Origin of the sequence: Halopseudomonas xinjiangensis, assembly GCF_900104945.1 — a bacterium.
In the GTDB taxonomy this organism is placed as follows: domain Bacteria; phylum Pseudomonadota; class Gammaproteobacteria; order Pseudomonadales; family Pseudomonadaceae; genus Halopseudomonas; species Halopseudomonas xinjiangensis.
Genome location: NZ_LT629736.1, coordinates 862,261 through 886,648 on the forward strand (window position 1 = coordinate 862,261; position 24,388 = coordinate 886,648).

A 24,388-nucleotide genomic window follows, 5' to 3' on the forward strand; every position below is an offset into this window, starting at 1 on the left:
GCCTGATGGGGCAGGAGCATCAGCGACACTGATGTGGGCCAGCTCCGGATGTTCTGCACGGATGGCAGTGTTTTTGCCAGGTTAATGGTCTTGGAGCCAGGTGGTGTCCCCTTATAGAGGGTGACCAAGCATGCCAGACAGCGAAATGCAGCAGCTGTGGAGCACCTCCCATCTATCGGGTGGGAATGCCTCCTATGTTGAAGAGCTTTACGAGCTCTATCTGCACGATCCGAATAGCATCGCCGATGAATGGCGCAGCTATTTCCAGAAACTGCCGCAGGTAAACGGCCACGCCGCCTCGGACGTTTCTCATTCCACTATCCGCGAACACTTCCTTTCTCTGGCCAAGGGTCAACGCCGGCCCCAGGCAGCCGTTGGCGGTACCGTCAGCAGCGCTCACGAGAAAAAACAGGTGGATGTTCTCAGGCTGATCCAGGCCTACCGGATGCGCGGCCACCAGGCTTCTTCCCTCGATCCGTTGGGCCTCTGGCAGCGCGAGGAAATCGTTGATCTGACGCTGGCTGACTATGGCCTGACCGAAGCCGACCTCGACACGGCGTTTCGCACCGGCGAGATGTTCATCGGCAAGGAAGAAGCTACCCTCCGCGAGATTCTCGAAGCGCTGAAGTCGACCTATAGCTCGACCTACGGCGCGGAATACATGCACATCGTTGATTCCAACCAACGCCGCTGGTTCCAGCAGCGCCTGGAAAGCGTGCGTGGCAAGCCGCAGCATTCTGTCGAGAGCAAGCGCCATCTGCTCGAGCGCCTGACTGCAGCCGAAGGCCTGGAAAAATATCTGGGCACCAAATACCCGGGCACCAAGCGTTTTGGCGTGGAAGGTGGCGAAAGCCTTATCCCCATGCTCGACGAGATCATCCAGCGTTCCGGCTCCTATGGCACTCAGGAAGTAGTCCTCGGCATGGCCCACCGCGGCCGACTGAACGTACTGGTCAATACGCTGGGCAAAAACCCGCGTGACCTGTTCGATGAGTTCGAAGGCAAGAAGCAGATCAACCTTGGCTCCGGCGACGTCAAATACCACCAGGGTTTCTCCTCGAACGTTATGACCTCGGGCGGCGAAGTTCATCTCGCTCTCGCGTTCAACCCGTCGCACCTGGAAATCGTGTCCCCGGTTGTGGAAGGCTCCGTACGGGCCCGCCAGGACCGTCGCAAGGACTCGAGCGGCGACAAGGTACTGCCGATCAACATCCATGGTGATGCGGCGTTCGCTGGTCAGGGCGTGGTCATGGAGACTTTCCAGATGTCCCAGACCCGTGCCTACAAAACCGGCGGGACCATTCATATCATCGTCAACAACCAGGTCGGCTTCACCACCAGCCGTCAGGATGATGCGCGCTCTACCGAGTACGCCACCGACGTCGCCAAGATGATCCAGGCGCCGATATTCCACGTGAACGGTGACGACCCCGAAGCGGTTCTGTTCGTTACCCAGCTGGCTGTCGACTACCGTATGCAGTTCAAGCGTGACGTGGTCATCGACCTGGTCTGCTACCGCCGTCGCGGCCATAACGAGGCCGACGAGCCATCCGGCACCCAGCCGCTGATGTACGAGAAGATCGCCAAGCATCCGACTACGCGCGACATCTACGCCGAGCGTCTGGTGCAGGAGGGCGTGCTTACGTCCGACCAGGTGCAGGAGCGCATCGAGGAATACCGCACCGCCCTCGATAATGGCGATCACGTCGTCAAAAGCCTGGTCAAGGAGCCGGATCGCAGCTCCTTCGTGGACTGGGCTCCGTATCTGGGTCATACCTGGACCGCGCGGCACGACACCCGTATCGAGCTGAAGACGCTGCAAGAGCTGGCTAACCGGTTGAACACGCTGCCAGACGGTCTGGTGCTGCAACGTCAGGTTGGCAAGATCGTCGAGGACCGTCGCAAGATGGCAGCCGGCGCTCTCGCCATGAACTGGGGCTTCGCCGAGACCATGGCCTACGCCACCCTGCTGCACGAAGGTCACCCGATCCGTATTACCGGTCAGGACGTCGGGCGCGGTACCTTCTCGCACCGCCATGCCGTCCTGCACAACCAGAAGACCGGCGATGCCTACGTTCCGCTGGCGAATCTGGCGGAAAACCAGCCGCGTATCGACATCTATGACTCGCTGCTCTCTGAAGAAGCGGTTCTGGCATTCGAATACGGTTATGCCACCACCACGCCCAACGCGCTGGTGATCTGGGAAGCGCAGTTCGGCGATTTCGCCAACGGCGCCCAGGTGGTCATCGACCAGTTCATTACCAGCGGCGAGCATAAGTGGGGTCGCCTCTGCGGTCTGACCATGCTGCTGCCGCATGGCTATGAAGGGCAGGGTCCGGAGCACTCGTCTGCACGCCTGGAGCGCTTTCTGCAAATGTCGGCCGAACACAACATCCAGGTTTGCGTACCCACTACCCCGGCACAGGTTTATCACATGCTGCGCCGCCAGGTAATCCGTCCGCTGCGCAAGCCTCTGATTGCCATGACACCCAAATCGCTGCTGCGCCACAAACTGGCCACTTCGAGCCTGGAAGATCTCTCGGACGGTTCGTTCCAGACCGTTATCCCCGAGATCGACACCATCGATCCGAAGAAGGTCGATCGCGTCGTCCTGTGCAGCGGCAAAGTGTATTACGACCTGTTGGAAAAACGCCGCAACGAAGGCAACGAGTCGACTGCGATCATCCGTATCGAGCAGCTGTACCCGTTCCCCGAAGACGATCTGGCGGAAGTGCTGGCGCCGTATACCGAAGTCAAAAAAGTCATCTGGTGTCAGGAAGAACCGATGAACCAGGGCGCCTGGTATCCGAGCCAGCATCACATGCGTCGGGTCATCGCGCAGCACTCGGTGAAGAATCTGTATCTGGACTACGCTGGTCGGGAGGCCTCGGCCGCGCCTGCCGGGGGTTATGCGTCCGCACATGCCGAACAACAGGAAAAACTCCTGCAAGACGCCTTCACCATCTAAGCGCCTGGCAGACATCAAAGAATCGATAAGGATCGACAATGGCTATTGAAATCAAAGCCCCGACTTTCCCGGAATCGGTTGCCGACGGCACCGTCGCGACCTGGCACAAGCAACCTGGCGACGCCGTCAAGCGCGACGAACTGATCGTCGACATCGAGACCGACAAGGTTGTGATCGAAGTATTGGCCGAAGCCGATGGCGTCCTGGGCGATATCGTCAAGGGTGAAGGCGAGACGGTTCTCAGTGAAGAACTCCTGGGCACCCTGAACGAGGGCGGCGCCGCTGCGCCCGCTCCGAAGTCCGAAGCCAAGGAATCCGCGACTGCTGCGGCTCCGGCTCAGGCCCAGTCCGCCGCCAGCTATGCTGGCGAGGCGGCAGACGAACCCATGCTGTCACCGGCTGCACGCAAGATTGCAGAAGAAAACGGTCTGTCGGTGTCGGAGATTTCCGGTACTGGCAAAGGCGGACGCGTGACCAAGGAAGACGTGGTCGCTGCAGTCGAAGCCAAGAAGAACGCCCCGGCCAAGCCGGCCGCTCCGGCAGCCAAGCCGGCTGCAGCTGCACCATCGGTATCGCTGGGGGAGGGCGACCGCGTCGAGAAGCGCGTGCCGATGACCCGCCTGCGTGCGCGTATCGCTGAACGCCTGGTCGATGCACAGTCGAACATGGCCATGCTGACCACCTTCAACGAGGTCAACATGAAGCCGGTCATGGACTTGCGCAGCAAGTACAAGGACCTGTTCGAGAAGAAGCACAACGGCGTGCGCCTGGGCTTCATGTCGTTCTTCGTCAAGGCAGCTACCGAGGCGCTCAAGCGTTTCCCGGCAGTCAACGCGTCGATCGACGGCAACGATATCGTCTACCACGGTTATCAGGACATCGGCGTTGCGGTGTCAAGCGATCGTGGCCTGGTCGTGCCGATCCTGCGCAATACCGAGTTCATGAGCCTGGCAACCATCGAAGGCACCATTGCCGACTACGGCCGCAAGGCACGTGACGGCAAGCTGTCGATGGAAGAAATGACTGGCGGTACATTCACCATCTCCAACGGTGGTGTTTTCGGCTCGCTGCTGTCTTCTCCGATCGTCAACCCGCCGCAGGCGGCCATCCTTGGCATGCACAAGATCCAGGAGCGCCCGATGGCGGTCAACGGCCAGGTCGTCATCCTGCCGATGATGTATCTGGCGCTGTCCTACGATCACCGCCTGATCGACGGCAAGGAAGCAGTGAGCTTCCTGGTCGCCATCAAGGAACTGCTGGAAGATCCGGCTCGCCTTCTGCTGGACATCTGATCCGGCTGTAACACGCCAGCGCTAAGCTGCCCGAGCCGTTTTGCTTCGGGCAGCCTTCTACACCGGCTTATACAGAGGACTGGATATGAGCGACAAATTTGATGTGATCGTCATCGGCGCAGGCCCCGGCGGCTATGTCGCGGCCATCCGCGCTGCGCAACTGGGTCTGAAAACCGCCTGCGTCGAAAAATACGTGGGTAAGGACGGCAAGCAGGCTCTTGGTGGGACCTGTCTGAACGTCGGCTGCATTCCTTCCAAGGCGCTGCTGGACAGCTCCTGGAAATACCATGAAGCCCAGGAAGGCTTCGAATTGCATGGCATCACCGCCCAGTCGGTGAGCATCGACGTCGAGAAGATGGTCGACCGCAAGAACAAGATCGTCAAGCAATTCACCGGCGGCGTTGCCACCCTGTTCAAGGCCAACGGTGTGACCACCATCGAAGGCCACGGCAAACTGCTCGCGAACAAGCAGATTGAAGTGACCGGGCCCGATGGCAACGTCACTACCTATCAGGCTGACAACGTGATTCTCGCGTCCGGCTCGCGTCCGATCGAGATTCCTCCGGCTCCGCTGACCGGAGACGTTATCGTCGACTCCACCGGCGCACTGGATTTCACTAGTGTTCCCAAGCGCCTTGGCGTCATCGGTGCCGGTGTGATCGGCCTCGAGCTGGGTTCGGTCTGGCGTCGTCTGGGTGCCGAGGTCGTCGTCTTCGAGGCGCTGGACAAATTCCTTGCCCTGGCTGACGACATCATCGCCAAGGAAGCGCTGAAGACCTTTAACAAGCAGGGTCTGAACATCCGCCTGGGCGCTCGTGTCACCGGCACCGAGGTCAAGGGCAGCGAAGTCACCGTCTCGTTCACCGATTCCGAAGGCGAGCAGCAGCTGACCTTCGACAAGCTGATTGTCGCTGTTGGTCGTCGTCCGTACACCGAGAACCTGCTGGCTTCCGATTGCGGTGTGGATCTGGACGAGCGCGGCGTGATCTTCGTCGACGACTACTGCGCGACCAGCGTGCCCGGTGTGTACGCGGTGGGTGACGCAGTACGCGGCCCGATGCTCGCGCACAAGTCCTCGGAAGAGGGCGTGATGGTTGCTGAGCGCATTGCCGGTCACAAGACTGCAATGAACTACGATTTGGTGCCGTCGGTCATCTACACCCATCCGGAAATCGCCTGGGTCGGCAAGACCGAGCAGCAACTGAAGGCGGAGAGCGTGGAAGTCAGCGTGGGTATTTTCCCATTCGCTGCCAACGGTCGTGCTGTAGCGGCCAATGAAACCACCGGCATGGTCAAGGTCGTCGCCGATGCCAAGACCGATCGTGTCCTGGGCGTTCACGTGCTGGGCCCGGGTGCCGCCGAGCTGGTGCAGCAGGGTGCCATTGCCATGGAGTTCGGCTCAAGCGCCGAAGACATCGGCATGATGGTCTTCTCGCACCCGACAGTGTCCGAAGCATTGAAGGAAGCGGCTCTGGCGGTAAATGGCCACGCCATACATGTGGCCAACCGCAAGAAGCGTTAAGATAGCGCCCCTATGACCGGCAGGTCGCGGTTTTACCTGCCGGTTCCGGAGCACTGTCACTGGCAAGGGTCGGTTCATCGGCCATCACCCGGGGGGGTGACATGCGGATGCGGCACATCGAGGCGATGTCCGAATCTGCCATAGGCGACAGGGGTGCGGGTAGGGCCGCTGTCAGACGTAATTCCTACACGATCAAAACGGTAGATAAGCATGAATCTTCACGAATATCAGGGGAAGCAGCTGTTCGCTGAGTACGGCCTTCCTGTATCCAAGGGCTTCGCTGTCGACACTCCCGAAGACGCGGCAGCTGCCTGCGACAAGATCGGCGGGGACATGTGGGTCGTCAAGGCCCAGGTCCACGCTGGTGGCCGCGGCAAGGCCGGCGGCGTCAAGCTGGTCAAGTCAAAGGAAGATGCCAAGGCTTTCGCCGAAAAGTGGCTCGGTCAGCGTCTGGTAACCTACCAGACTGATGCCAGTGGCCAGCCGGTTTCCAAGATCCTCGTTGAGTCCTGCACCGACATCGCTCAAGAACTGTATCTGGGCGCCGTAGTCGATCGCTCCACGCGTCGCATCGTTTTCATGGCTTCCACCGAAGGTGGCGTGGAAATCGAGAAAGTCGCTGAAGAAACCCCCGAGAAGATCCTCAAGGCTACCATCGACCCGCTGGTCGGTCCGCAGCCTTTCCAGGGCCGCGACCTGGCGTTCCAGCTGGGCCTGAAGGGCGACCAGATCAAGCAGTTCACCAACATCTTCGTAGGCCTGGGCAAACTGTTCGCCGATTACGATCTGGCTCTGCTGGAAGTCAACCCGCTAGTGATCAAGGAAGACGGCAACCTGCATTGCCTGGACGCCAAGATCAACATCGACAGCAACGCCATGTACCGCCAGCCCAAGCTGCGCGCCATGCATGATCCGTCTCAGGACGACCCGCGCGAAGCGCACGCTGCCAAATTCGAGCTCAACTATGTTGCGCTGGAAGGCAATATCGGCTGCATGGTCAACGGCGCCGGTCTGGCCATGGGCACCATGGATATCGTCAACCACCACGGTGGCAAGCCGGCCAACTTCCTCGACGTAGGCGGTGGTGCAACCAAGGAGCGCGTCACCGAAGCGTTCAAGATCATCCTGTCCGACAGCAATGTGCAGGCCGTTCTGGTCAACATCTTCGGCGGTATCGTTCGTTGCGACATGATTGCCGAAGGCATCATCGGCGCGGTGAAGGAAGTCGGCGTGAAGGTGCCGGTCGTCGTGCGTCTGGAAGGCAACAACGCCGACCTGGGCGCCAAGGTCCTGGCCGAAAGTGGTTTGAACATCATTGCAGCAACCAGTCTGACCGACGCTGCCCAGCAAGTCGTCAAGGCCGCGGAGGGTAAATAAATGAGCATCCTGATCAACAAAGAAACCAAGGTGATCTGCCAGGGCTTCACCGGCTCGCAAGGTTCCTTCCACTCGGAACAGGCCATCGCCTACGGCACCAAGATGGTTGGCGGCGTAACACCGGGCAAGGGTGGCTCCACTCACCTGGGCCTGCCGGTGTTCAACACCGTTCGTGAAGCGGTTGAAGCCACAGGCGCCGAAGCCAGCGTGATCTACGTTCCGGCTCCGTTCTGCAAGGACTCGATCCTGGAAGCGGCTGAAGGCGGCATCAAGCTGATCGTCTGCATCACCGAAGGCATCGCGACTCTCGACATGCTCGACTGCAAGGTCAAGTGTGACGAGCTCGGCGTGCGCCTGATCGGGCCGAACTGCCCGGGTGTCATCACCCCCGGCGAGTGCAAGATCGGCATCATGCCTGGTCACATTCACCTGCCAGGCAAGGTCGGCATCGTATCGCGCTCCGGCACCCTGACGTACGAAGCGGTCAAGCAGACCACTGACGCCGGTTTCGGTCAGTCCACGTGCGTCGGTATCGGTGGCGACCCGATCCCGGGTTCGAACTTCATCGACATCCTGAAGATGTTCCAGGACGACCCGAAGACCGAAGCGATCGTCATGATCGGCGAGATCGGCGGCAGCGCCGAAGAAGAAGCAGCAGCCTTCATCAAGGCCAATGTGACCAAGCCGGTTGTGTCCTACATCGCCGGTGTGACTGCTCCGGCAGGCAAGCGCATGGGTCATGCTGGTGCGATCATCTCCGGCGGCAAGGGCACCGCTGCCGAGAAGTTCGCGGCACTGGAAGACGCTGGTGTGAAGACCGTTCGTTCGCTGGCGGACATCGGCAAGGCACTGGCTGAACTGACTGGCTGGGCCATGAAGTAAGCTAAGGACTCGTCCGAAGCCTCAACAAAACCCTGCCTCGGCAGGGTTTTGTCGTTTCTGGCCGCTATTCGGTGTGTGGCGGTCATGGCTATACTGCGTTGTCAGCCTGGCTGACGAGACAACAAGCGAGCGACAAGGAACATGCATGCTCACGCTTCCCGATGCCGGAGCCGCCTGGCTCAATCTCAGCGCCTTCCTCTGGTTCATGTTCAGCTGGGTGGGTTATACCTATTATGCCCAGCACAAGGCCAAGGACACCGCTTGCCTGGCCAGCGTGCTTCATCTCTATCGCAAGGACTGGATGACTCGCCTGATGATGCGCGAGCAGCGGATCGCCGACGCCAGCGTCATTGGCAACCTCGAGCGTAACACGGCGTTTTTCGCATCCAGCACTTTGCTGATCCTCGCCGGTCTGTTGACCGTCATGGGCGCGACTGACCGCGCCCAGAGCCTGTTGCAGGATCTGCCGTTCGTGGCCAAGGTCAGCCGCGAGGTGTCTGAGATCAAGTTGTTGGTGATGCTGGGCATCTTCGTTTATGCCTTCTTCACCTTCTCCTGGGGCATGCGGCAATACAATTTCGCGTCCGTGCTGCTGGGCTCGGCACCATTGGTTGGCGAGAAGACGGTCACCGAGGCGGAACGCAAGGCGTATGCCGAGCGCGCCGCAAGAGTGCTTTCCATGGCCGGCCATGAATTCAATCTGGGCTTGCGGGCGTATTACTTCGCCCTGGCAACGCTCAGCTGGTTTATCAATCCGCTGCTGTTCGTGCTGACCACGTCCGGTGTGGTGTATGTGCTGTATCGCCGCGAGTTCCATTCCGCAGTGCTCAGCGCCATGCTCTTCACGCCTACGCCGTTCGCTGAATCAACCAACCAGGAGAAGTCCGAATGAGCTTTCCCTTGTGGTGTCTGTTCTTCGCCGCGCTGATGCTGGTTCTGACCAAGTTTCCGGTCGCTGTGGCCATGGCACGTATCGATGGCAGAGGGTATGACAATCGACATCCCCGCGATCAGCAGGCGGCCCTCAGTGGCTGGGGCGCTCGCGCGTTGGCGGCTCACCAGAACATGTTCGAGGCGTTTCCATTGTTCGCGGCAGGGATTCTGGTAACTCAGGTCACCAATGTGCAGGGGCTGACGATAAATGTGCTGGCTGGCGTGTTCGTTGTCGCGAGGGTGCTCTACACCCTGTTCTACCTGACCAATACACACGCGTTGCGCAGTGCGGTCTGGATGGTCGGCTTCGCTTCTTGCCTGGCATTGCTCCTGGCGCCAGCGCTGATTTGAACGATGGCAGGTCGTCGCAACGGCCTGCCTCGTCGATTGCGGCTTACTGCTGTTGAGTAGTGCCGCCGGTGCTTCCAGTGCTGCCGGTGCCGGTGCCCTGGGTGCCGGTACCAGTACCGTCAGTGCCGGTGCCCATGCCGCCAGCAGTGCCGCCGCCAGTCGTGCCACCGGTACCGCCAGTGGTCGAGCCGCCCATGGTTCCGCCGGAGCCGGTGGTGCCGCCAGTCGTGCCAGTTGTGCCACCGGTAGTGCCGGTGTTGGCGCCCATGCCGTCCATGGTTTCGCCGGTACCCGTGCCGGTACCTGTGGTCCCCATGCCGCTTTGAGTCGCTGGTGGTGCTTCGACGGGCTCGCGCTCTTCTTCTCCGCCGCAAGCGGTGAGCAGGCCGAAACTAGCTATCAACATGGTTGTCGCGAATACTTTTTTCATGGAAGTCTCCAAGTGGATTGATTCCTGTATTTGGTCTGGCTTTACACAGGTTAGTTCCTCGCTCCCAAGGTGCCACCTGGTTACGCGTCAGTGATCTGATACTATGCGCAGCCGCATTCCGCGATGTTGAAGGAACGAGAATTGCGATGAGTACGATTGAACAGCGTGTACACAATTTCCTGTCCATCCTGCGCCACTGCCAGCGACTGGGCATGAGCGTCGAACGAGCAGACGAGCGTGGCCTCACGCTGAAGCTGCCCTACAGCGACGCGATCATCGGCAACCCGGTGACCGGTGTCGTGCATGGCGGTGCTATAACCACCCTGATGGACACCTGCTGCGGAATCTCCACCGTCTGCTTTTTACCCGAATTCGAAATATGCCCAACGCTCGATCTGCGGATCGACTACATGCATCCGGCGACCCCGGGCAAGGCAATCTACGGCTTTGCTGAATGCTACCGGCTGACCTCGACGGTCATATTCACCCGCGGGGTCGCTTATCACGACTCGCCTGACGAGCCGATCGCGCATGTTGTGGGCACGTTCATGCGCATGGGCAAGCCGGGTCGCAACGGAATGCTCGCAAGCATCGATGGAGGTGTGGCATGACCGACATGGCCGACATCGAAAAGCTCGTGAGCCGGGGCCATGAAAGTGGCGACTATCTGCCGTTGATCGAAGCGATCCCCTACGCATCGCTGATCGGCTTGCGGGTGCACCGCGAAGGCGACAACGTCATGTTCCATCTACCGATTTCGCCAGACAACATCGGCAATCCGGTACTGCCCGCGATTCACGGCGGGGTGATTGCCGGGTTCATGGAGCAGGCCGCAATGCTGCACCTGATGATTTTCATGAACAGTTCCAGCTTCCCCAAGATCATCGACTTTTCCATCGACTATCTGCGCGCCGGGCTGGCCCGTGAAACCTACGCCAGTTGCCAGGTCTGGCGCCAGGGTCGGCGAGTCGGTAATGTGGCTATCACTGCCTGGCAAACCGATCCCAACGAACCCATCGCTACTGCCCGGGCCCACTTCAAACTCGATTAGCAGTCGGCAGGACAGGGCAACATGGACGCCTTATTGATTCTGAGCGGTATCGTGCTCCTGGCTATCGGCTGGGTCTGGCTGGTTATCGGCTCGTTGCGTTTGCCTACCGGCAGGCTCGTGGTCGCGATACTGCTGCCGTTAGTCACCCTGTTCCGTCGCGATCAGGGTTATCCGCGCGCGCCGCGACTGGTTCTGGCTGTTGGTTGTCTCGCTGCGCTGGCCGGTCTGGCCACGTTGTTCCATCTGCATCCTCATCGTTTCGAACGACTGGTGAGCGGCCAATGGCACGTCGAGCAGCCGGAGAAGCAAGGGATAGCCGGCGAGATCATGGGCCAGCAGTTCCGACCCGACCGGGTGTTCTGGCGCGGCGATGATCTGGTACTTGAGGAAGGCCCGACCGAGCGAGTCCGCCGCTCGCTGACCATTCGCTTCGAGAGTGCCCGTCAATTGGTCAACGGCGACAGCATAGCGTTATTGCCGACTGATACAGGACGCTGGCCGGAGGTGCTTCTGCAGTGGCATGCCGGTGCGCTCGAAGCCCCGGGGCTGCGCAGAATCACCGGCCAGTACAGCCTCGACCTGGACCTGCTCCCCTCGGTGCAGAGCAGCTCTCGGCTCCGGCTGCATCTGGCGCTGCCCTCGCAACATCAGACCTGGGTAACGGGGGAGGTTTTTGTGGAGCAGCTGCCGGCCTGGCTTCGTCAGGCGCAGCGGGGCGAGGCGCAGCCGAAGCGCGCCACGACGCCTTCGAACCCTTCATCAGACCAGGCGATGAAGCCAGAATTGCCACGCTGGGAGCCGGTCAGTGTTTTGGCGCTCGTCGATGAGCCACGTATGCTGACTGACGCCAGCATACGCGTAACCACCGTCTCTGGCCGTTCGCACGAGGGCCGGTTCAAAGGCGTTACCGACGACGGACGCATCGTGCTCGCCAAGTCACATGGTCCGAATCAGGTGGACTTCCAGTTCCACCCGGTGGACATCCAGCTGCTCGAGGCACAGCACAGCCGCCGTTGAACCGCACTTGAAATAACCGCCGCTCATCCCCATCAAGGGTCCATCCGGAAGCCTGTGCAACAGGCCAGCCTCAACCTGATGGAGATCAATCAACCATGACCGTGGAAGCTCATAAGGAAACGCTTGGATTCCAGACCGAGGTAAAGCAACTGCTGCACCTCATGATCCATTCGATGTATTCGAACAAGGAAATCTTCCTTCGCGAGCTCATTTCCAATGCCTCGGATGCCTCCGACAAGTTGCGTTTCGAAGCCATTGCCAAGCCCGAGTTGCTCGAGGATCAGCCTGATCTGGCCATCCGCATCAGTCATGACGAAACCGCCAAGACCCTGACCATCGAAGACAAAGGCATCGGCATGACCCGCGATGAGGTGATCGAGAACCTCGGCACCATCGCCAAGTCGGGTACTGCCGCGTTCATGCAACAGCTGACCGGCGACCAGAAAAAGGACGCCAGCCTGATCGGCCAGTTCGGTGTCGGCTTTTATAGCGCGTTCATCGTCGCCGACAAGGTCGAAGTCTTCACTCGTCGTGCTGGCGCTGCGCCGGAAGAGGGAGTGCGCTGGGAATCGGCCGGCGAGGGCGAGTTCACCATCGAAAACGTCGTCAAGCCCGAGCGCGGTACGCGGATCGTTCTGCATCTCAAGTCTGCCGAAAGCGAATTCGCCGATGGCTGGCGCCTGCGCAATGTGGTCAAGAAGTATTCCGATCACATTTCCCTGCCCATCGAGCTGCCGAAACAGCACCACGGCGACGAAGCAGACAAGCCCACGGAAGTCGAGTGGGAAAGCGTCAACCGTGCGAGCGCCTTGTGGACCCGTCCGCGTACCGAGATAAAGGACGAGGAATACCAGGAGTTCTACAAGCACGTCGCGCATGACTTCGAGAACCCGCTGTCCTGGAGCCACAACAAGGTCGAGGGGAAACTTGAGTACACCAGCCTGCTGTACGTGCCCGGTCGTGCCCCGTTCGACCTGTATCAGCGTGAGGCGCCGCGCGGTCTGAAACTGTACGTGCAGCGCGTCTTCATCATGGACGACGCGGAGCAGTTCCTGCCGCTGTACCTGCGTTTCATCAAGGGTGTAGTCGACTCCAATGACCTGTCGCTGAACGTTTCCCGCGAGATCCTGCAGAAGGATCCGGCCATTGACAGCATGAAGTCCGCACTGACCAAGCGCGTGCTGGACATGCTCGAGAAGCTGGCGAAGAAAGAGCCGGAAAAATATGCCACCTTCTGGAAGGCTTTCGGCAGCGTCATGAAGGAAGGGCCGGCGGAAGATTTCGCCAATCGCGAGAAAATCGCCGGCCTGCTGCGCTTCGCCTCGACCAACCAGAGCGACGATAGCGAAGTGGTCAGCCTGGACAGTTACATCGAGCGTATGCAGGAAGGCCAGGAGAAGATTTACTACCTCACTGGCGAGCGCTACAACCAGATCAAGAACAGCCCGCACCTGGAAATCTTCCGCAAGAAGAACATCGAAGTGCTGCTGATGACCGATCGTATCGACGAGTGGCTGATGAGCCATCTGTCCGAGTACCAAGGCAAGGAATTCGTCGACATCGCTCGCGGCGATCTGGACCTGGGCAAGCTCGAAGGTGAAGAGGACAAGCAAGCGCAGGAAGAGGCTGCCAAGTCCAAGGCGGATCTGGTCAAGCGCGTGCAGGACGTGCTGAGGGACGATCTGGAGGAGGTGCGTGTCTCGCACCGTCTGACCGATTCCCCGGCTGTGCTGGTGATCAATGAAGACGGTATGGGTCTGCAAATGCGCAAGATCCTTGAGGCCACCGGGCAGCAGGCGCCGGAAACCAAGCCGATTCTGGAGATCAATACCAGCCACCCGCTGCTGGAAAAGCTCGACGCCGAACAGGACGAGGAACGCTTCGCCGATCTGGCGCGAGTTCTCTTCGACCAGGCTGCGCTGGCTGCTGGCGAAAGCCTGCAGGATCCGGCTGCTTACGTCCGCCGCCTCAACGCGTTGCTGGTCGAGCTCAGTCGCTGATCGATGGACGCTTCGCTGTAACTGGAAAGCCTGCCGCGTGCAGGCTTTTCAGTTTCTGCACACCGGCTATGCTTAGGGCCGGACTCAAATGCCAAGGAACCTGATAAATGAAAAAGACACTTTCGACCCTGATGATGCTCGGCGCTGCCGGAATGGCCAACGCGGCGATGGTCACCCGCGAGGTAAGCTATGAAATTGACGGCGAAGCCTACCAGGGCATGCTGGTCTACGACGACGCTGTCAAAGAGAAGCGTCCCGGCCTGCTGATGGTGCCGAACTGGATGGGCGTCAACGAGAACGCCGCGAAGAAGGCCTTCCGTGCTGGCGGCTCCGAGTACGTGGTCTTCGTTGCCGACATGTATGGCAAGGATATCCGCCCGGAGAATTCCGACGAAGCCGCCAAGGCTGCCACCACTGTACGTTCCGACCGCGACATGATGCGCAAGCGCGTCAATGCCGCGCTGGATGTGTTCCGCGAACAGGCCGATAGCGTGCCGCTGAACGCCGATCAGATCGGTGCGATCGGCTTTTGCTTCGGCGGCGGAGTAGTTCTTGAAATGGCACGCTCGGGCACAGACATCGCTGGCGTAGTGTCGTTTCACGGCAATCTGGACACACCGGACCCTGACGATGCGAACAACATAACGATGCCGGTACTGGTGCTGCATGGCGCCAACGATCCGTTCGTGCCGGACGAGCAGGTGGCTGCGTTCAAGGATGAGATGCGTAAGGCAGACGTTGACTGGACCCTGATCAGCTACGGGAACGCGGTGCATTCGTTTACTGACCCGACCGCCAGTATGCCCGGCAAGGCGGAGTACAACCCGGTGGTAGCCGAACGAGCCTTCGGTGCAATGCGTCAGTTCTTCAACGAAACCATGGCCGACTGAGGCCGCCCGACCGCTCTGGGCTTGGCTGGAAGCCCGTTCTCCTGGCAATTTAGGCATGGTAAAACCCGGTGCGAACGGTCATGATAACCGCTCGCATTTGGGCTGGGTGTTTCTCGACACTCATGCATGGTCTCCTGCGCCGGTCCTGGCGCTGTTCAGGGAATTCGAAGGATGTCGTATCTGACCAGAGCGTGCCGGCAAGTCGCGCTAGGACTCCTGTTCGCGGCGGCGGCGGGCGCTGTGACTGCACAGCAGTCCCCATTGCCGGTTGTAGTATCTGCTGTACAAACCGTGACAATCGCGGATCAGATTCAGGCGCTTGGCACCTTGCTTGCCAACGAGACCGCAGTGCTTTCGGCCAACCTTACCGAAACCGTCTCGGCCATCGATTTCACTTCTGGCCAACGTGTCGAGGCCGGCGATCTGTTGGTATCGCTGACCAGCCGCGAACAGAAAGCCCAGCTTGCCGAGGCTCAGGCGAGCGTCGACGACGCCGAGCGGCAACTGGAGCGTGCTCGCCAGTTGGTCGATAGCCGATTCGTCTCGGCGCAGGAAGTGGACAATCTGGAGCGTGAACGGGACATCGCCCGTGCCCGGCTGCGTGCTGTCGAGTCGCGCCTGGCCGATCGGTTGATCCGGGCGCCGTTCGATGGGGTGGTAGGCTTCAGAGAGATAAGCGTCGGTACGCTGCTAACGCCGGGCACGCCCGTCGCCACACTGCACGACGACAGCCAGATGAAGCTCGATTTCAACGTACCCGAGGTACATCTGTCGAAAATTGCCCCGGGGCAGCCCGTGGTCGCAACCAGTCGCGCCTATCCGGACCGCCGCTTTACCGGCGAGGTGGCCGTGGTCGAAAACCAGGTCGATCCGGTAACCCGATCCGTTCGCGTGCGCGCAATGCTTCCGAACCCGGAGGGGCTGTTGCGTCCCGGCATGCTCATGGCGGTACAGGTGGCTTCGTCAGAGCGCGAAGCGCTGGTCATCCCTGAAGAAGCGCTGCTGCCGCAAGGCAGCCAGCAGTTCGTCATGTTGATTGTCGAGGGCACAGATGGTCTGGTCGCGGAGAAACGTCAGGTCAGCATCGGTGAGAGACAGCCCGGACAGGTGGAGATTCTCGAAGGCATCGAAGCCGGCCAGAAAGTGATCACGCACGGCAATTTCCGCGTGCAACCAGGGCAGACAATACAGATCAAGGCCGAACACGCCATCGGTGAGTCGGCGGAGGCGGTGCTGTCGGAGCAAAGCGACCAGCTGCCGGCGTCTTCGCCGGCGGATCGGCGATGAAAGGCGGCGGAGCGTCATGATTCTTTCCGACACGTCGGTCGTCCGCCCGGTCTTCGCTACGGTATTGGCGCTACTGCTGGTGATCTTCGGCGTGGTGGCCTACGGCATGCTGCCGCTGCGCGAATATCCCGATATCGATCCCCCTGTCGTGACCATCGAGACCAACTACATCGGCGCGGCGGCGACGGTCATTGACTCGCAAATTACCCAGGTGATCGAAGAACGCATCGCCGGGATCGAAGGCGTGGACTTCATCGAGTCCCAGAGCGAAGACGGCCGCTCGCAGATTACCGTACGCTTCAAGGTCAACCGCGACATCAACGAGGCAGCGAACGACATTCGTGATCGTGTTTCCAGCGCAGCGGAAGATCTGCCGCCGGCAGCCGATCCGCCGGAAGTGCAAAAGCTCGATGCCAACCAGGACGTCATCGTCTGGTGGAACCTCACCAGCGACAGGTTGACTCTGCCGGAGCTGACCGACTATGCCAATCGCTACCTCGTCGATCGCTTCTCCACGCTCGAAGGGGTGGCTCGGGTACGTATCGGTGGCGAGCAACCCTATGCCATGCGCATCTGGCTGGACCGCGATGCGCTGGCGGCGCGCAACCTGACGACCGAAGACGTCGAGCAGGCGCTGCGTAACGAAAACGTCGAGCTGCCCGCCGGGTCTGTAGAGTCGATCAGCCGTCAGTTCACCGTGCGCGTCGCCCGCGCGTTCAGCACCGCCGAGGATTTCTCCCGGCTGGTTATCGGTCGCGGGGACGACAATTCGTATCTGGTGCGGCTGGGCGATGTTGCCAGGGTCGAGCGCGGCACCGAGGAAGATCGCAATCTGTTCCGCGGCAACACCGTGCCGATGGTTGGCCTGGGGCTGGTGCGGCAGTCAACCGCGAATACGCTGGAAGTGGCTCGCGCCTCGCGGGACCTGGTAGCGGAGCTCAACCCGACGCTGCCCGAAGGCATGCAGATAATGCCCAGCTTCGACAGCTCGGTGTTTATCGAAGGCGCCGTCGAGGAGGTGTACAGCACCCTGGTGATCGCCTTGGTGCTGGTCGTTGTATCGATCTTTCTGTTTCTCGGCAGTCCGCGTGCCATCCTCGTTCCCGCCGTGACCCTGCCGGTGTCGATTACGGCGACGTTCATCGCGTTGCTGCTGTTTGGTTTTACCGTGAACCTGTTGACGCTGCTCGCATTGGTTCTGGCGATTGGCCTGGTGGTGGACGATGCGATCATCGTGCTGGAGAACGTGCGCCGGCGGATAGACGAGGAGGGCGAAACGCCACTGGTCGCGGCCTACTACGGTTCACGGCAGGTCGCCTTCGCCGTCGTATCGACGACGCTGGTGCTGGTCGCCGTGTTCGTGCCGATCGCCTTTCTGCAGGGTGACGTCGGCCGGTTGTTTTCCGAGTTTGCGCTGACCATGGCAGCGGCCGTAGTGTTTTCCAGTTTCGTTGCGCTATCGCTGTCGCCGATGCTGGCCTCGAAGCTGCTCAAGGCGAACGAGGGCGAGAACCGTCTTCATCGTTGGGTCGAACGTACGCTCGCACTCAGCCGAAGGATCTATGCACGCATGCTGCGTGCCGTGCTGCGCACGCGCTGGCTGGCGCTCGTGGTTTTTGCCGGCCTGCTCGGCTTTACCGTCTGGCTGTTCAACGAACTCCCCACCGAGTACACGCCGCGCGAGGATCGCGGTGCCTTCTTCGTCATCGTCAACGGGCCGGAGGGAGCGACCTACGATTACATGAACGCCTATATGGACGAAATCGAGGCGAGAATGATGGAGTTCGTCGAGGCAGGCGAGGTGACTCGGCTGCTCGTGCGTGCTCCGCGCTCCTTCGGTGGCGTGACGACGTTCAATACCGGGATGGCGATTGTCGTGCTGGACGATTGGGATAACCGTCGTGCCGGCTGGGAGATCATGCGCGACGTGCAGGAGCGGTTGTCCGATCTCACCGGCGTGAGGACGTTCCCGATCATGCGCCAGGGCTTCGGTGGAGGGCAGGCGCAGCCGTTTCGCTTCGTGCTCGGCGGGGCCAGCAGTTACCAGGAGCTGGCCGAATGGCGCGACATCCTGCTCGCACGCATCGCCGAGGACAACCCGGGTCTGGTCGATATCGACAGCGATTACAAGGAAACCCAGCCGCAACTGGAGGTGCACATCGACTACCAGCGCGCCGCCGATCTGGGCGTGAACGTCGGTGTTATCGGGCGGACGCTGGAGACCATGCTCGGCTCCCGCCGCGCGACCACCTACATCGATGCTGGCGAAGAGTACGATGTGATTCTCGAGGGCGAGCGTGACGACAAGCGCCGCGCGGCGAGCCTGCAGAATATCTACGTCCGGTCGGATACCAGCGGGCAGCTCATTCCGCTATCCAACGTGGTCACGCTCGAGGAGTACGCTGGTTCAACCACGCTCAACCGCTACAACCGCAACCGCGCGATCACCCTGGATGGTGCGCTCGAGGAGGGTGTGGCGCTGGGCGACGCACTGGATCATGTCGAGCAGCTTGCGCGCGAACATCTGCCGGAAACCCTGGTGATCGACTACAAGGGGCAATCGCTCGACCTGAAGAAGGCCAGCGGCTCGCTATTGTTCGTTTTCGTGCTCGGCCTGGTCGTGGTGTTTCTGGTATTGGCGGCGCAGTTCGAAAGCTTCGTGCACCCGCTGGTGATCATGCTGGGCGTACCGCTGGCCATCGGTGGTGCACTGTTCGGGCTTTGGATAACCGATAACAGTCTCAACCTGTACAGTCAGATTGGTCTGGTGATGCTGATCGGGCTGGCGGCGAAGAACGGCATTCTCATCGTCGAATTCGCCAACCAGCTGCGCGACGCCGGAAAGCCGTTCGAGGATGCTCTGATCGAAGCCAGTATCCTACGGCTGCGCCCGATTCTGATGACCGGTGTGACGACTGTCGCCGGCGCCATTCCCTTGGTATTGGCGCTGGGTGCCGGTGCGGAAACCCGTTCGGTCATCGGTATCGTGGTGGTGTCTGGCGTGAGTGTATCGATGGTCCTGACGCTGTTCGTTATTCCCGTGCTGTATAGCTTGCTGGCGCGCAATACCGGCTCGCCACAACGGGTCCGCCGCAAGCTTGAAGCAGAACAAAGTGCTATCGAGGCCTCCGATACGGTGAAGTGAAGCCTTGGCAGGCGGGTTATTCATGAGTGTGATAATGCAACCGCGGCCTGAGCGGCAGCCGGCTTTTGCTTTTTAGCTATAACCGGTGCGCTCCGGAACCCGCGCGGGGGCTCGCTCGCAGCCCGGCCAGCAGCTTTGACGAGTTGGCTGCAGCCGCTCTGGGACGGCTTTGTCGGTTGGTTATACCGGCATGTACTTTTGTCAGGCAGTGGCCATAATTAAGTGGTACGGGCAGCCAGGCGCGACCCGGACACGATAACAATAAGTCCAAAGCCAATGGAGTCACGTATGTCTCGACCCGAACTGCCCGGCTGGCGCTGGGGCCCGTTCACGTTCCGCCTGCCGTTCTATCACACCCGGTTCTATTGGCCCGAAGCCCTCCAGGGCTTGTTCATCGCGGCTGCGACCGGTCTGGCTATCGTTCCCTTGATGACCGCTTTCTTCGGTCTCAGCTTCGAAGAAGCCGTAGCGGTGTCGATGATCCATTCGATACTGATCGGTTCTGCACTCATCTTCTTTGGCGAACCCTACGCACCGGGCTGGATCACACCCGCGCTGCCGCTGGTACTGGCATTCGTGCTGGGTGGGTCGGAGGACCCAACGACGCGCTTCCAGGCGATGACCGCGGTGTCGCTGAATTTCGCCGCCTTGCTGTTCATCCTTGGCGTGACCGGTCTGGGCAAGCGCTTCGTATTCTGGCTGCCCGATACGTTGAAAGCGGGGATCATTCTTGGCGCTGCGATCGCGGCGTTGAAGCGCGTGTTCATTGACGACGCAGAACGCTTTCTGTTGCAGCAGCCGATAGCCACGGGCCTGGCTTGCGGCGTCTGCCTGATCTTCGCCTTTTCCATCCCCATGCAGCGCTTGAAGGAAAAATACCGCTTTTTCGCCATCCTCGGTGCCATGGGGCTGCTGCCGGGATTCCTGCTGGCAGCCATTGTCGGGCCACTGGTCGGTGAGGTCAGCTACGACATCCAGTGGGGCATCCTCATCCCGCCGGTTGCCGAAGCCTGGGCCAAGGTTTCGCCCTTCGCCATTGGCTGGCCGTCGCTCGAGTTGTTCATCCAGACCATGCCGCTGGCGATCATCACCTACGTGATTCTCTTCGGCGACCTGGTCACCGGGAACGAGGTGATCCGCGAAGGCCTGGCCGTCCGTGATGATGAACATATCGACATCAACCCGACGCGCTCGCACCTGTCGCTGGCGATCCGCAACGCGCTGATGGGTATCAGTGCTCCGTTCTTTCCGACCCAGGGCGCACTGTGGACCGGGGTGCATGTCATCATCATGCAGCGCTGGAAGCAGGGGACGGGTGCGATGAACAGTCTGCACAGTGGCTTGCATTCCTACTACTTGATGGGCATTCCGATTCTGTTCTTCCTGCTGCCGCTGTTGACCGGGCTGCGTCCACTGCTGGGCATCGCCCTGTCACTGACCTTGGTGCTGACTGGCTTCGCCTGTGCCTATATCGCCATGGCGATTCCCAAGAGCAATACCTCGCGCGGCACAGTTGTGCTGATCGGTGCGGGTCTGGCGTTCTTCGAGCCTTGGGTCGGGCTTCTTTTCGGTCTGGCAGCAACCATCCTGCTCGTCGGGTGGGACCGCAATACTGATCCGATTCCGCAAGAAGACTGATTGTCTCTCCCTTGAAAAAAGGCCCCCCAGGGGGCCTTTTTTGTTGCGTCACGCTCGGGCTGGCTGACAGCGATGCTGAGCGGCTTCTCAGGAAACGTTCGTATCTATCTGAAATGCCGACTAAAAAATGACCGCCGATCGGGCTGCACGGAACACAGGCGTTTATTTGAGTTCTCTTAGATATCCGGCGCCTGAACATCGGGCTGGATCGGTTGGCAATACGGCTTTAGTCGACTGTACGAGAAGTCCTAGCAAGACGGTTGGCGTGATGCGGCCTGCTGATGCGTGTCCAGGTCAGAGGGCAAGGTTGTATCACGCGCGATCGAAGATCGAACCCCGTGCCAGAGCACATCACTTACAGGAAACAAAAACATGCCTACGTTTAACGAATCTCTACAAACTGCCTATGCACAGAAACGCGTCTCGTGGGGCGCCATTTTCGCCGGTGTTGCGGTTGCATTGGTCATGCACATTCTCCTCGGCGTGCTCGGTATTGCCGTGGGCGCCACCGTGGTCGATCCCGCAGAGGAAAGCAACCCAATGTCCGGCATGGGCATCGGCGCTGGGATTTTCTTCGTAGTAAGCGCTTTGATTGCACTGTTCTCCGGCGGCTATACAGCTGGAGCCCTGGCGATCATTCAGGACCGTACCGACCGCACCCTGCACGGCCTCACCACCTGGGCAGTGGTCACCATCCTCACTTTCTACCTGATCTCCAGCGGCATCGGCAGCATCATCGGCGGTACTGCCAGCGCATTGGCTGGCGGCGCTCAGACTGCGACCGAAGCCGCCGCGCAAGCCGAAGGCTCGCCGGTAGACAAAATCATGGCCGAATTGCGTGAGCGCGGCATCCAGCCTCAGCAGGCCATCGAGGAGCAGCGTCAGCAAATGGAACAGATGGATCCAGAGGAAGCTGAGCAAGCTGCCCGTGAAGCCGGTCAGACCGCAGCGGAAGGTGTCTCCAGCGCCGCCTGGTGGACCTTCCTGATCCTGCTGCTCAGCGCTGTTGCAGCGGCGGTAGGTGCCAACGTCGGGTCGAACCGTACGGTTACCGTTCGTGAGCACGACCGGGCCGACACTACCCATCCGCGCCACTGACCTGGCCACCCGGTGACGGGCCGAGTTCGGCCTGTCCGCAGGGTAGGATGACGAAAAGCCTCGACGGGAAACCGCCGGGGCTTTTCGCGTAAAGGGCTCGCGTATACCACAAGGCAGGTCAGGGATCGGCCCCAAGCGTCCCCCAACGTCGTACACTGCAGGTTTACTGCGACAGGACCTCAGACGTGCGCCCACGAAGCGACAGTCAGTACGCCGGCGGACCGGTGAACTGGCGCATCATCACCAGCCTGATTCCCTATCTAAGCGAGTTCCGCGGCCGGGTTGCCCTAGCCATGGCGTTTCTGCTGGTTGCCAAACTCGCCGGCGTAGCCATTCCCTGGGCGCTCAAGCTGATCGTCGAGCATTTCGAACGTGCCGGTGACGCGCTAGCCGTGGTACCAGTGGTGCTGCTGGCCGGTTACGGGCTGCTGCGGTTTTCGTCGGTATTCTTCTCGGAACTGCGCGACGCCGTATTCGCGCGTGTAGCCGAACGAGCCATGCGCCGGATATCGCTGCGCGTGTTCGAGCATCTGCATCGGCTGGATCTCGGCTTCCACCTGGCGCGGCGTACCGGTGGGTTGGCGCGTGACATCGAACGCGGAACCAGCGGCATCAGCTTTCTGATGCGCTTCATGGTGTTCAACATCCTGCCAACGCTGGTCGAAATTGGTCTTATAGCGGCGATTTTACTGATCAACTTCAGCCCGCTGTACGCACTGACCGTGCTCGGCGCAGTCATCCTCTACGGCGCTTTTTCGATCTGGTGCACCGAATGGCGCAATCGCTTCGTGCGCGAAAGCAACCAGATGGACAATCGCTCCAATACCCGCGCGGTCGACAGCCTGCTGAACTACGAGACCGTCAAATATTTCGGTAATGAGCGTTTCGAGGCGGATCAGTACGACCGCAATCTGGCCGGGTGGGAAGCGGCACGGATGAAAAATCGGCTCTCCCTCGCTGCGCTCAACTCCGGGCAGGCGCTGATCATTGCCGGCTCGGTGACGTTGATGATGTTCATGGCGGCCGGGCAGGTCTCGGCAGGCGAAATGACCTTGGGCGAACTGGTGATGATCAACGCCTACATGATCCAGTTGTTCGTGCCGCTGAACTTCCTCGGTTTCATCTACCGGGAAATCCGCGAGGCACTCACCAACATCGAGCGCCTGTTCGGCCTGCTGGGCGAGCCGCAAAAGGTCGCGGACGCTCCCGATGCCGAGCCGCTGCGCCTGACGGGTGGATCGGTATCTTTCAGCCAGGTTCGCCATGCCTACCACTCGGAACGGACGATCCTGCACGACGTTTCGTTCGACATCCCGGCCGGACAGACCCTTGCGGTGGTCGGCCCGAGTGGTGCCGGCAAGTCCACGTTGGCGAGGTTGCTGTTCCGTTTCTATGACGTCGACGGCGGTAGCATCCGGATCGACGGGCAGGACTTGCGTGCCGTGACGCAGGACAGCCTGCGCCGGGCGATCGGCGTGGTGCCGCAGGACACCGTACTGTTCAACGACACCATCGGCTACAACATCGCGTATGGCAGCCCCGGGGCCAGCCAGGACGACATCTGGCGGGTGCTGCGGCTGGCGCAGCTCGAGGATTTCGTGCGTCGCCTGCCCGAAGGGTTGGAGACTCAGGTGGGCGAGCGCGGGCTGAAGCTGTCGGGTGGCGAGAAACAGCGCATCGCCATCGCACGGGTGCTGCTGAAGGACCCACCGATACTGATTCTCGATGAAGCGACTTCATCGCTGGACAGTCACGCGGAACGCCTGATCCTCGATGCACTCAATGTGGTGGCGCGCAAACGCACCACCCTTGCTATAGCGCATCGGCTGTCTACCATTGTCCACGCGGAACGCATCCTGGTCCTCGATCAGGGCCGGGTGGTCGAGCAGGGCAGTCATGCCGAGTTGCTGGCTGCCGGTGGTGCGTACTCGCGACTCTGGGCCGACCAGCAACGCGACGACACTCACGCACAGTGAGTTATTTGACCGCTTCGTCGCTTGAACGCAGGCGGCAGGCGCAGCAGACTTTAGCCTTACCAAGGAGGCCCGCAAACATGAGCAACGTCATCGAAACCTGGCATCGAATCGTCGAAACGCTGGACCCATCACTGATGGACACGCTACTCGACGAGGACGTGGTATTTCATTCGCCGGTGGTGCATACGCCGCAGGTGGGCAAGCGCATCACCAAGCTGTACCTGACCGCGGCCATGCAGGTGCTCAATGCGCCCGGGCATTTCACGTATCGCCGCGAAATCATCGATGGAAACGTGGCCGTACTCGAGTTTGAAACGCTGATCGGCGATGTCACGGTCAACGGCGTCGATATGATCGAGTGGAACGATGAAGGCAAGATCATCGATTTCAAGGTCATGGTGCGCCCGTTGAAGGCAATCAACGCCATCCATCAGGCGATGGGCAACATGCTCGAGTCGATGAAGGCCAAGGGCGAGGTTTAGCCACACCGCCCCTGTAGGAGCGGACCTGGCCGCGAAGGGGTCCGACGCT

General features: G+C 60.5%; 19 protein-coding genes. 18 read left to right on the forward strand and 1 reads right to left on the reverse strand.

All coding sequences use genetic code 11. From position 1 onward, the window contains the following. Nucleotides 1–130 precede the first annotated feature (130 nt). From BLT85_RS03895 to BLT85_RS03925, 7 genes are all read left to right on the forward strand, one after another. Complete coding sequence (locus BLT85_RS03895; RefSeq protein ID WP_093391918.1) at nt 131–2,968, forward strand: 2-oxoglutarate dehydrogenase E1 component; 2,838 nt, start codon at nt 131–133, stop codon at nt 2,966–2,968. A gap of 38 nt (nt 2,969–3,006) precedes the next feature. Further along, a complete protein-coding gene (odhB, locus tag BLT85_RS03900) occupies nt 3,007–4,260 on the forward strand; it encodes a 2-oxoglutarate dehydrogenase complex dihydrolipoyllysine-residue succinyltransferase (protein ID WP_093391919.1) in 1,254 nt (417 codons plus the stop codon). An 85-nt stretch (nt 4,261–4,345) separates the two neighbouring features. After that, nucleotides 4,346–5,782, forward strand: a complete 1,437-nt coding sequence (gene lpdA, locus BLT85_RS03905) for a dihydrolipoyl dehydrogenase (protein ID WP_093391920.1) — start codon at nt 4,346–4,348, stop codon at nt 5,780–5,782. 210 nt (nt 5,783–5,992) lie between these two features. Continuing rightward, a complete protein-coding gene (gene sucC, locus BLT85_RS03910) occupies nt 5,993–7,159 on the forward strand; it encodes an ADP-forming succinate--CoA ligase subunit beta (RefSeq protein ID WP_093391921.1) in 1,167 nt (388 codons plus the stop codon). After that, nucleotides 7,160–8,041 (forward strand): succinate--CoA ligase subunit alpha, encoded by an 882-nt coding sequence (gene sucD / locus BLT85_RS03915; protein WP_093391922.1) that lies wholly within the window; start codon nt 7,160–7,162, stop codon nt 8,039–8,041. It abuts the gene before it with no gap. A gap of 145 nt (nt 8,042–8,186) precedes the next feature. Further along, nucleotides 8,187–8,933, forward strand: coding sequence for a DUF599 domain-containing protein (locus BLT85_RS03920; RefSeq protein WP_093391923.1), 747 nt, complete (start codon nt 8,187–8,189; stop codon nt 8,931–8,933). Next, nucleotides 8,930–9,325, forward strand: coding sequence for an MAPEG family protein (locus tag BLT85_RS03925; protein ID WP_093391924.1), 396 nt, complete (start codon nt 8,930–8,932; stop codon nt 9,323–9,325). The genes BLT85_RS03920 and BLT85_RS03925 overlap by 4 nt, the downstream gene beginning before the upstream one ends. Before the next feature lie 43 nt (nt 9,326–9,368). On the opposite strand, the gene BLT85_RS16615 is transcribed toward BLT85_RS03925, so the two are convergent. Next, nucleotides 9,369–9,755, reverse strand: a complete 387-nt coding sequence (locus BLT85_RS16615) for a hypothetical protein (RefSeq protein ID WP_157718116.1) — start codon at nt 9,753–9,755, stop codon at nt 9,369–9,371. 140 nt (nt 9,756–9,895) lie between these two features. On the opposite strand from BLT85_RS16615, the gene BLT85_RS03935 reads away from it, so the two are divergent. From BLT85_RS03935 to BLT85_RS03985, 11 genes are all read left to right on the forward strand, one after another. Next, nucleotides 9,896–10,366 carry a PaaI family thioesterase gene (locus tag BLT85_RS03935; RefSeq protein ID WP_172829851.1) on the forward strand — a complete coding sequence of 157 codons (471 nt, stop codon included), beginning with the start codon at nt 9,896–9,898 and terminating at the stop codon, nt 10,364–10,366. A gap of 5 nt (nt 10,367–10,371) precedes the next feature. Next, nucleotides 10,372–10,806: a PaaI family thioesterase gene (locus BLT85_RS03940; RefSeq protein ID WP_407920168.1), complete on the forward strand. Its 435-nt coding sequence runs from the start codon at nt 10,372–10,374 to the stop codon at nt 10,804–10,806. A 21-nt stretch (nt 10,807–10,827) separates the two neighbouring features. Beyond that, the gene (locus tag BLT85_RS03945) at nt 10,828–11,823 is read left to right on the forward strand and encodes a hypothetical protein (RefSeq protein WP_093391928.1); all 996 of its coding nucleotides are present in this window, start codon (nt 10,828–10,830) and stop codon (nt 11,821–11,823) included. Between the two features lie 95 nt (nt 11,824–11,918). Next, the gene (gene htpG / locus BLT85_RS03950; RefSeq protein ID WP_093391929.1) at nt 11,919–13,823 is read left to right on the forward strand and encodes a molecular chaperone HtpG; all 1,905 of its coding nucleotides are present in this window, start codon (nt 11,919–11,921) and stop codon (nt 13,821–13,823) included. Between the two features lie 107 nt (nt 13,824–13,930). Next, on the forward strand, nt 13,931–14,713 hold the full coding sequence (locus tag BLT85_RS03955; protein ID WP_093391930.1) for a dienelactone hydrolase family protein: 783 nt from the start codon (nt 13,931–13,933) through the stop codon (nt 14,711–14,713). A gap of 291 nt (nt 14,714–15,004) precedes the next feature. Beyond that, a complete protein-coding gene (locus BLT85_RS03960; RefSeq protein WP_157718117.1) occupies nt 15,005–16,000 on the forward strand; it encodes an efflux RND transporter periplasmic adaptor subunit in 996 nt (331 codons plus the stop codon). 16 nt (nt 16,001–16,016) lie between these two features. Then, a complete protein-coding gene (locus BLT85_RS03965) occupies nt 16,017–19,145 on the forward strand; it encodes an efflux RND transporter permease subunit (protein WP_093391932.1) in 3,129 nt (1,042 codons plus the stop codon). Between the two features lie 288 nt (nt 19,146–19,433). Further along, nucleotides 19,434–20,783 carry a hypothetical protein gene (locus tag BLT85_RS03970; RefSeq protein WP_093391933.1) on the forward strand — a complete coding sequence of 450 codons (1,350 nt, stop codon included), beginning with the start codon at nt 19,434–19,436 and terminating at the stop codon, nt 20,781–20,783. A gap of 372 nt (nt 20,784–21,155) precedes the next feature. Continuing rightward, nucleotides 21,156–21,881, forward strand: a complete 726-nt coding sequence (locus BLT85_RS03975; protein WP_093391934.1) for a hypothetical protein — start codon at nt 21,156–21,158, stop codon at nt 21,879–21,881. 185 nt (nt 21,882–22,066) lie between these two features. Then, nucleotides 22,067–23,857 carry an ABCB family ABC transporter ATP-binding protein/permease gene (locus BLT85_RS03980; protein WP_093391935.1) on the forward strand — a complete coding sequence of 597 codons (1,791 nt, stop codon included), beginning with the start codon at nt 22,067–22,069 and terminating at the stop codon, nt 23,855–23,857. Nucleotides 23,858–23,934: 77 nt separating this feature from the next. After that, a complete protein-coding gene (locus tag BLT85_RS03985) occupies nt 23,935–24,339 on the forward strand; it encodes a nuclear transport factor 2 family protein (protein ID WP_093391936.1) in 405 nt (134 codons plus the stop codon). The last annotated feature ends 49 nt before the right edge of the window (nt 24,340–24,388 follow it).

Coding starts and splice junctions, on each gene's coding strand:
- BLT85_RS03940 (WP_407920168.1), top strand. CDS start 10,372: ATGGCCGACATCGAAAAGCTCGTGAGCCGGGGCCATGAAAGTGGCGAC.
- BLT85_RS03970 (WP_093391933.1), top strand. CDS start 19,434: ATGTCTCGACCCGAACTGCCCGGCTGGCGCTGGGGCCCGTTCACGTTC.
- BLT85_RS16615 (WP_157718116.1), bottom strand. CDS start 9,755: ATGAAAAAAGTATTCGCGACAACCATGTTGATAGCTAGTTTCGGCCTG.
- BLT85_RS03920 (WP_093391923.1), top strand. CDS start 8,187: ATGCTCACGCTTCCCGATGCCGGAGCCGCCTGGCTCAATCTCAGCGCC.
- BLT85_RS03895 (WP_093391918.1), top strand. CDS start 131: ATGCCAGACAGCGAAATGCAGCAGCTGTGGAGCACCTCCCATCTATCG.
- sucC (WP_093391921.1), top strand. CDS start 5,993: ATGAATCTTCACGAATATCAGGGGAAGCAGCTGTTCGCTGAGTACGGC.
- BLT85_RS03955 (WP_093391930.1), top strand. CDS start 13,931: ATGAAAAAGACACTTTCGACCCTGATGATGCTCGGCGCTGCCGGAATG.
- htpG (WP_093391929.1), top strand. CDS start 11,919: ATGACCGTGGAAGCTCATAAGGAAACGCTTGGATTCCAGACCGAGGTA.
- BLT85_RS03975 (WP_093391934.1), top strand. CDS start 21,156: ATGCCTACGTTTAACGAATCTCTACAAACTGCCTATGCACAGAAACGC.
- BLT85_RS03965 (WP_093391932.1), top strand. CDS start 16,017: ATGATTCTTTCCGACACGTCGGTCGTCCGCCCGGTCTTCGCTACGGTA.
- BLT85_RS03985 (WP_093391936.1), top strand. CDS start 23,935: ATGAGCAACGTCATCGAAACCTGGCATCGAATCGTCGAAACGCTGGAC.
- BLT85_RS03925 (WP_093391924.1), top strand. CDS start 8,930: ATGAGCTTTCCCTTGTGGTGTCTGTTCTTCGCCGCGCTGATGCTGGTT.
- lpdA (WP_093391920.1), top strand. CDS start 4,346: ATGAGCGACAAATTTGATGTGATCGTCATCGGCGCAGGCCCCGGCGGC.
- sucD (WP_093391922.1), top strand. CDS start 7,160: ATGAGCATCCTGATCAACAAAGAAACCAAGGTGATCTGCCAGGGCTTC.
- BLT85_RS03945 (WP_093391928.1), top strand. CDS start 10,828: ATGGACGCCTTATTGATTCTGAGCGGTATCGTGCTCCTGGCTATCGGC.
- odhB (WP_093391919.1), top strand. CDS start 3,007: ATGGCTATTGAAATCAAAGCCCCGACTTTCCCGGAATCGGTTGCCGAC.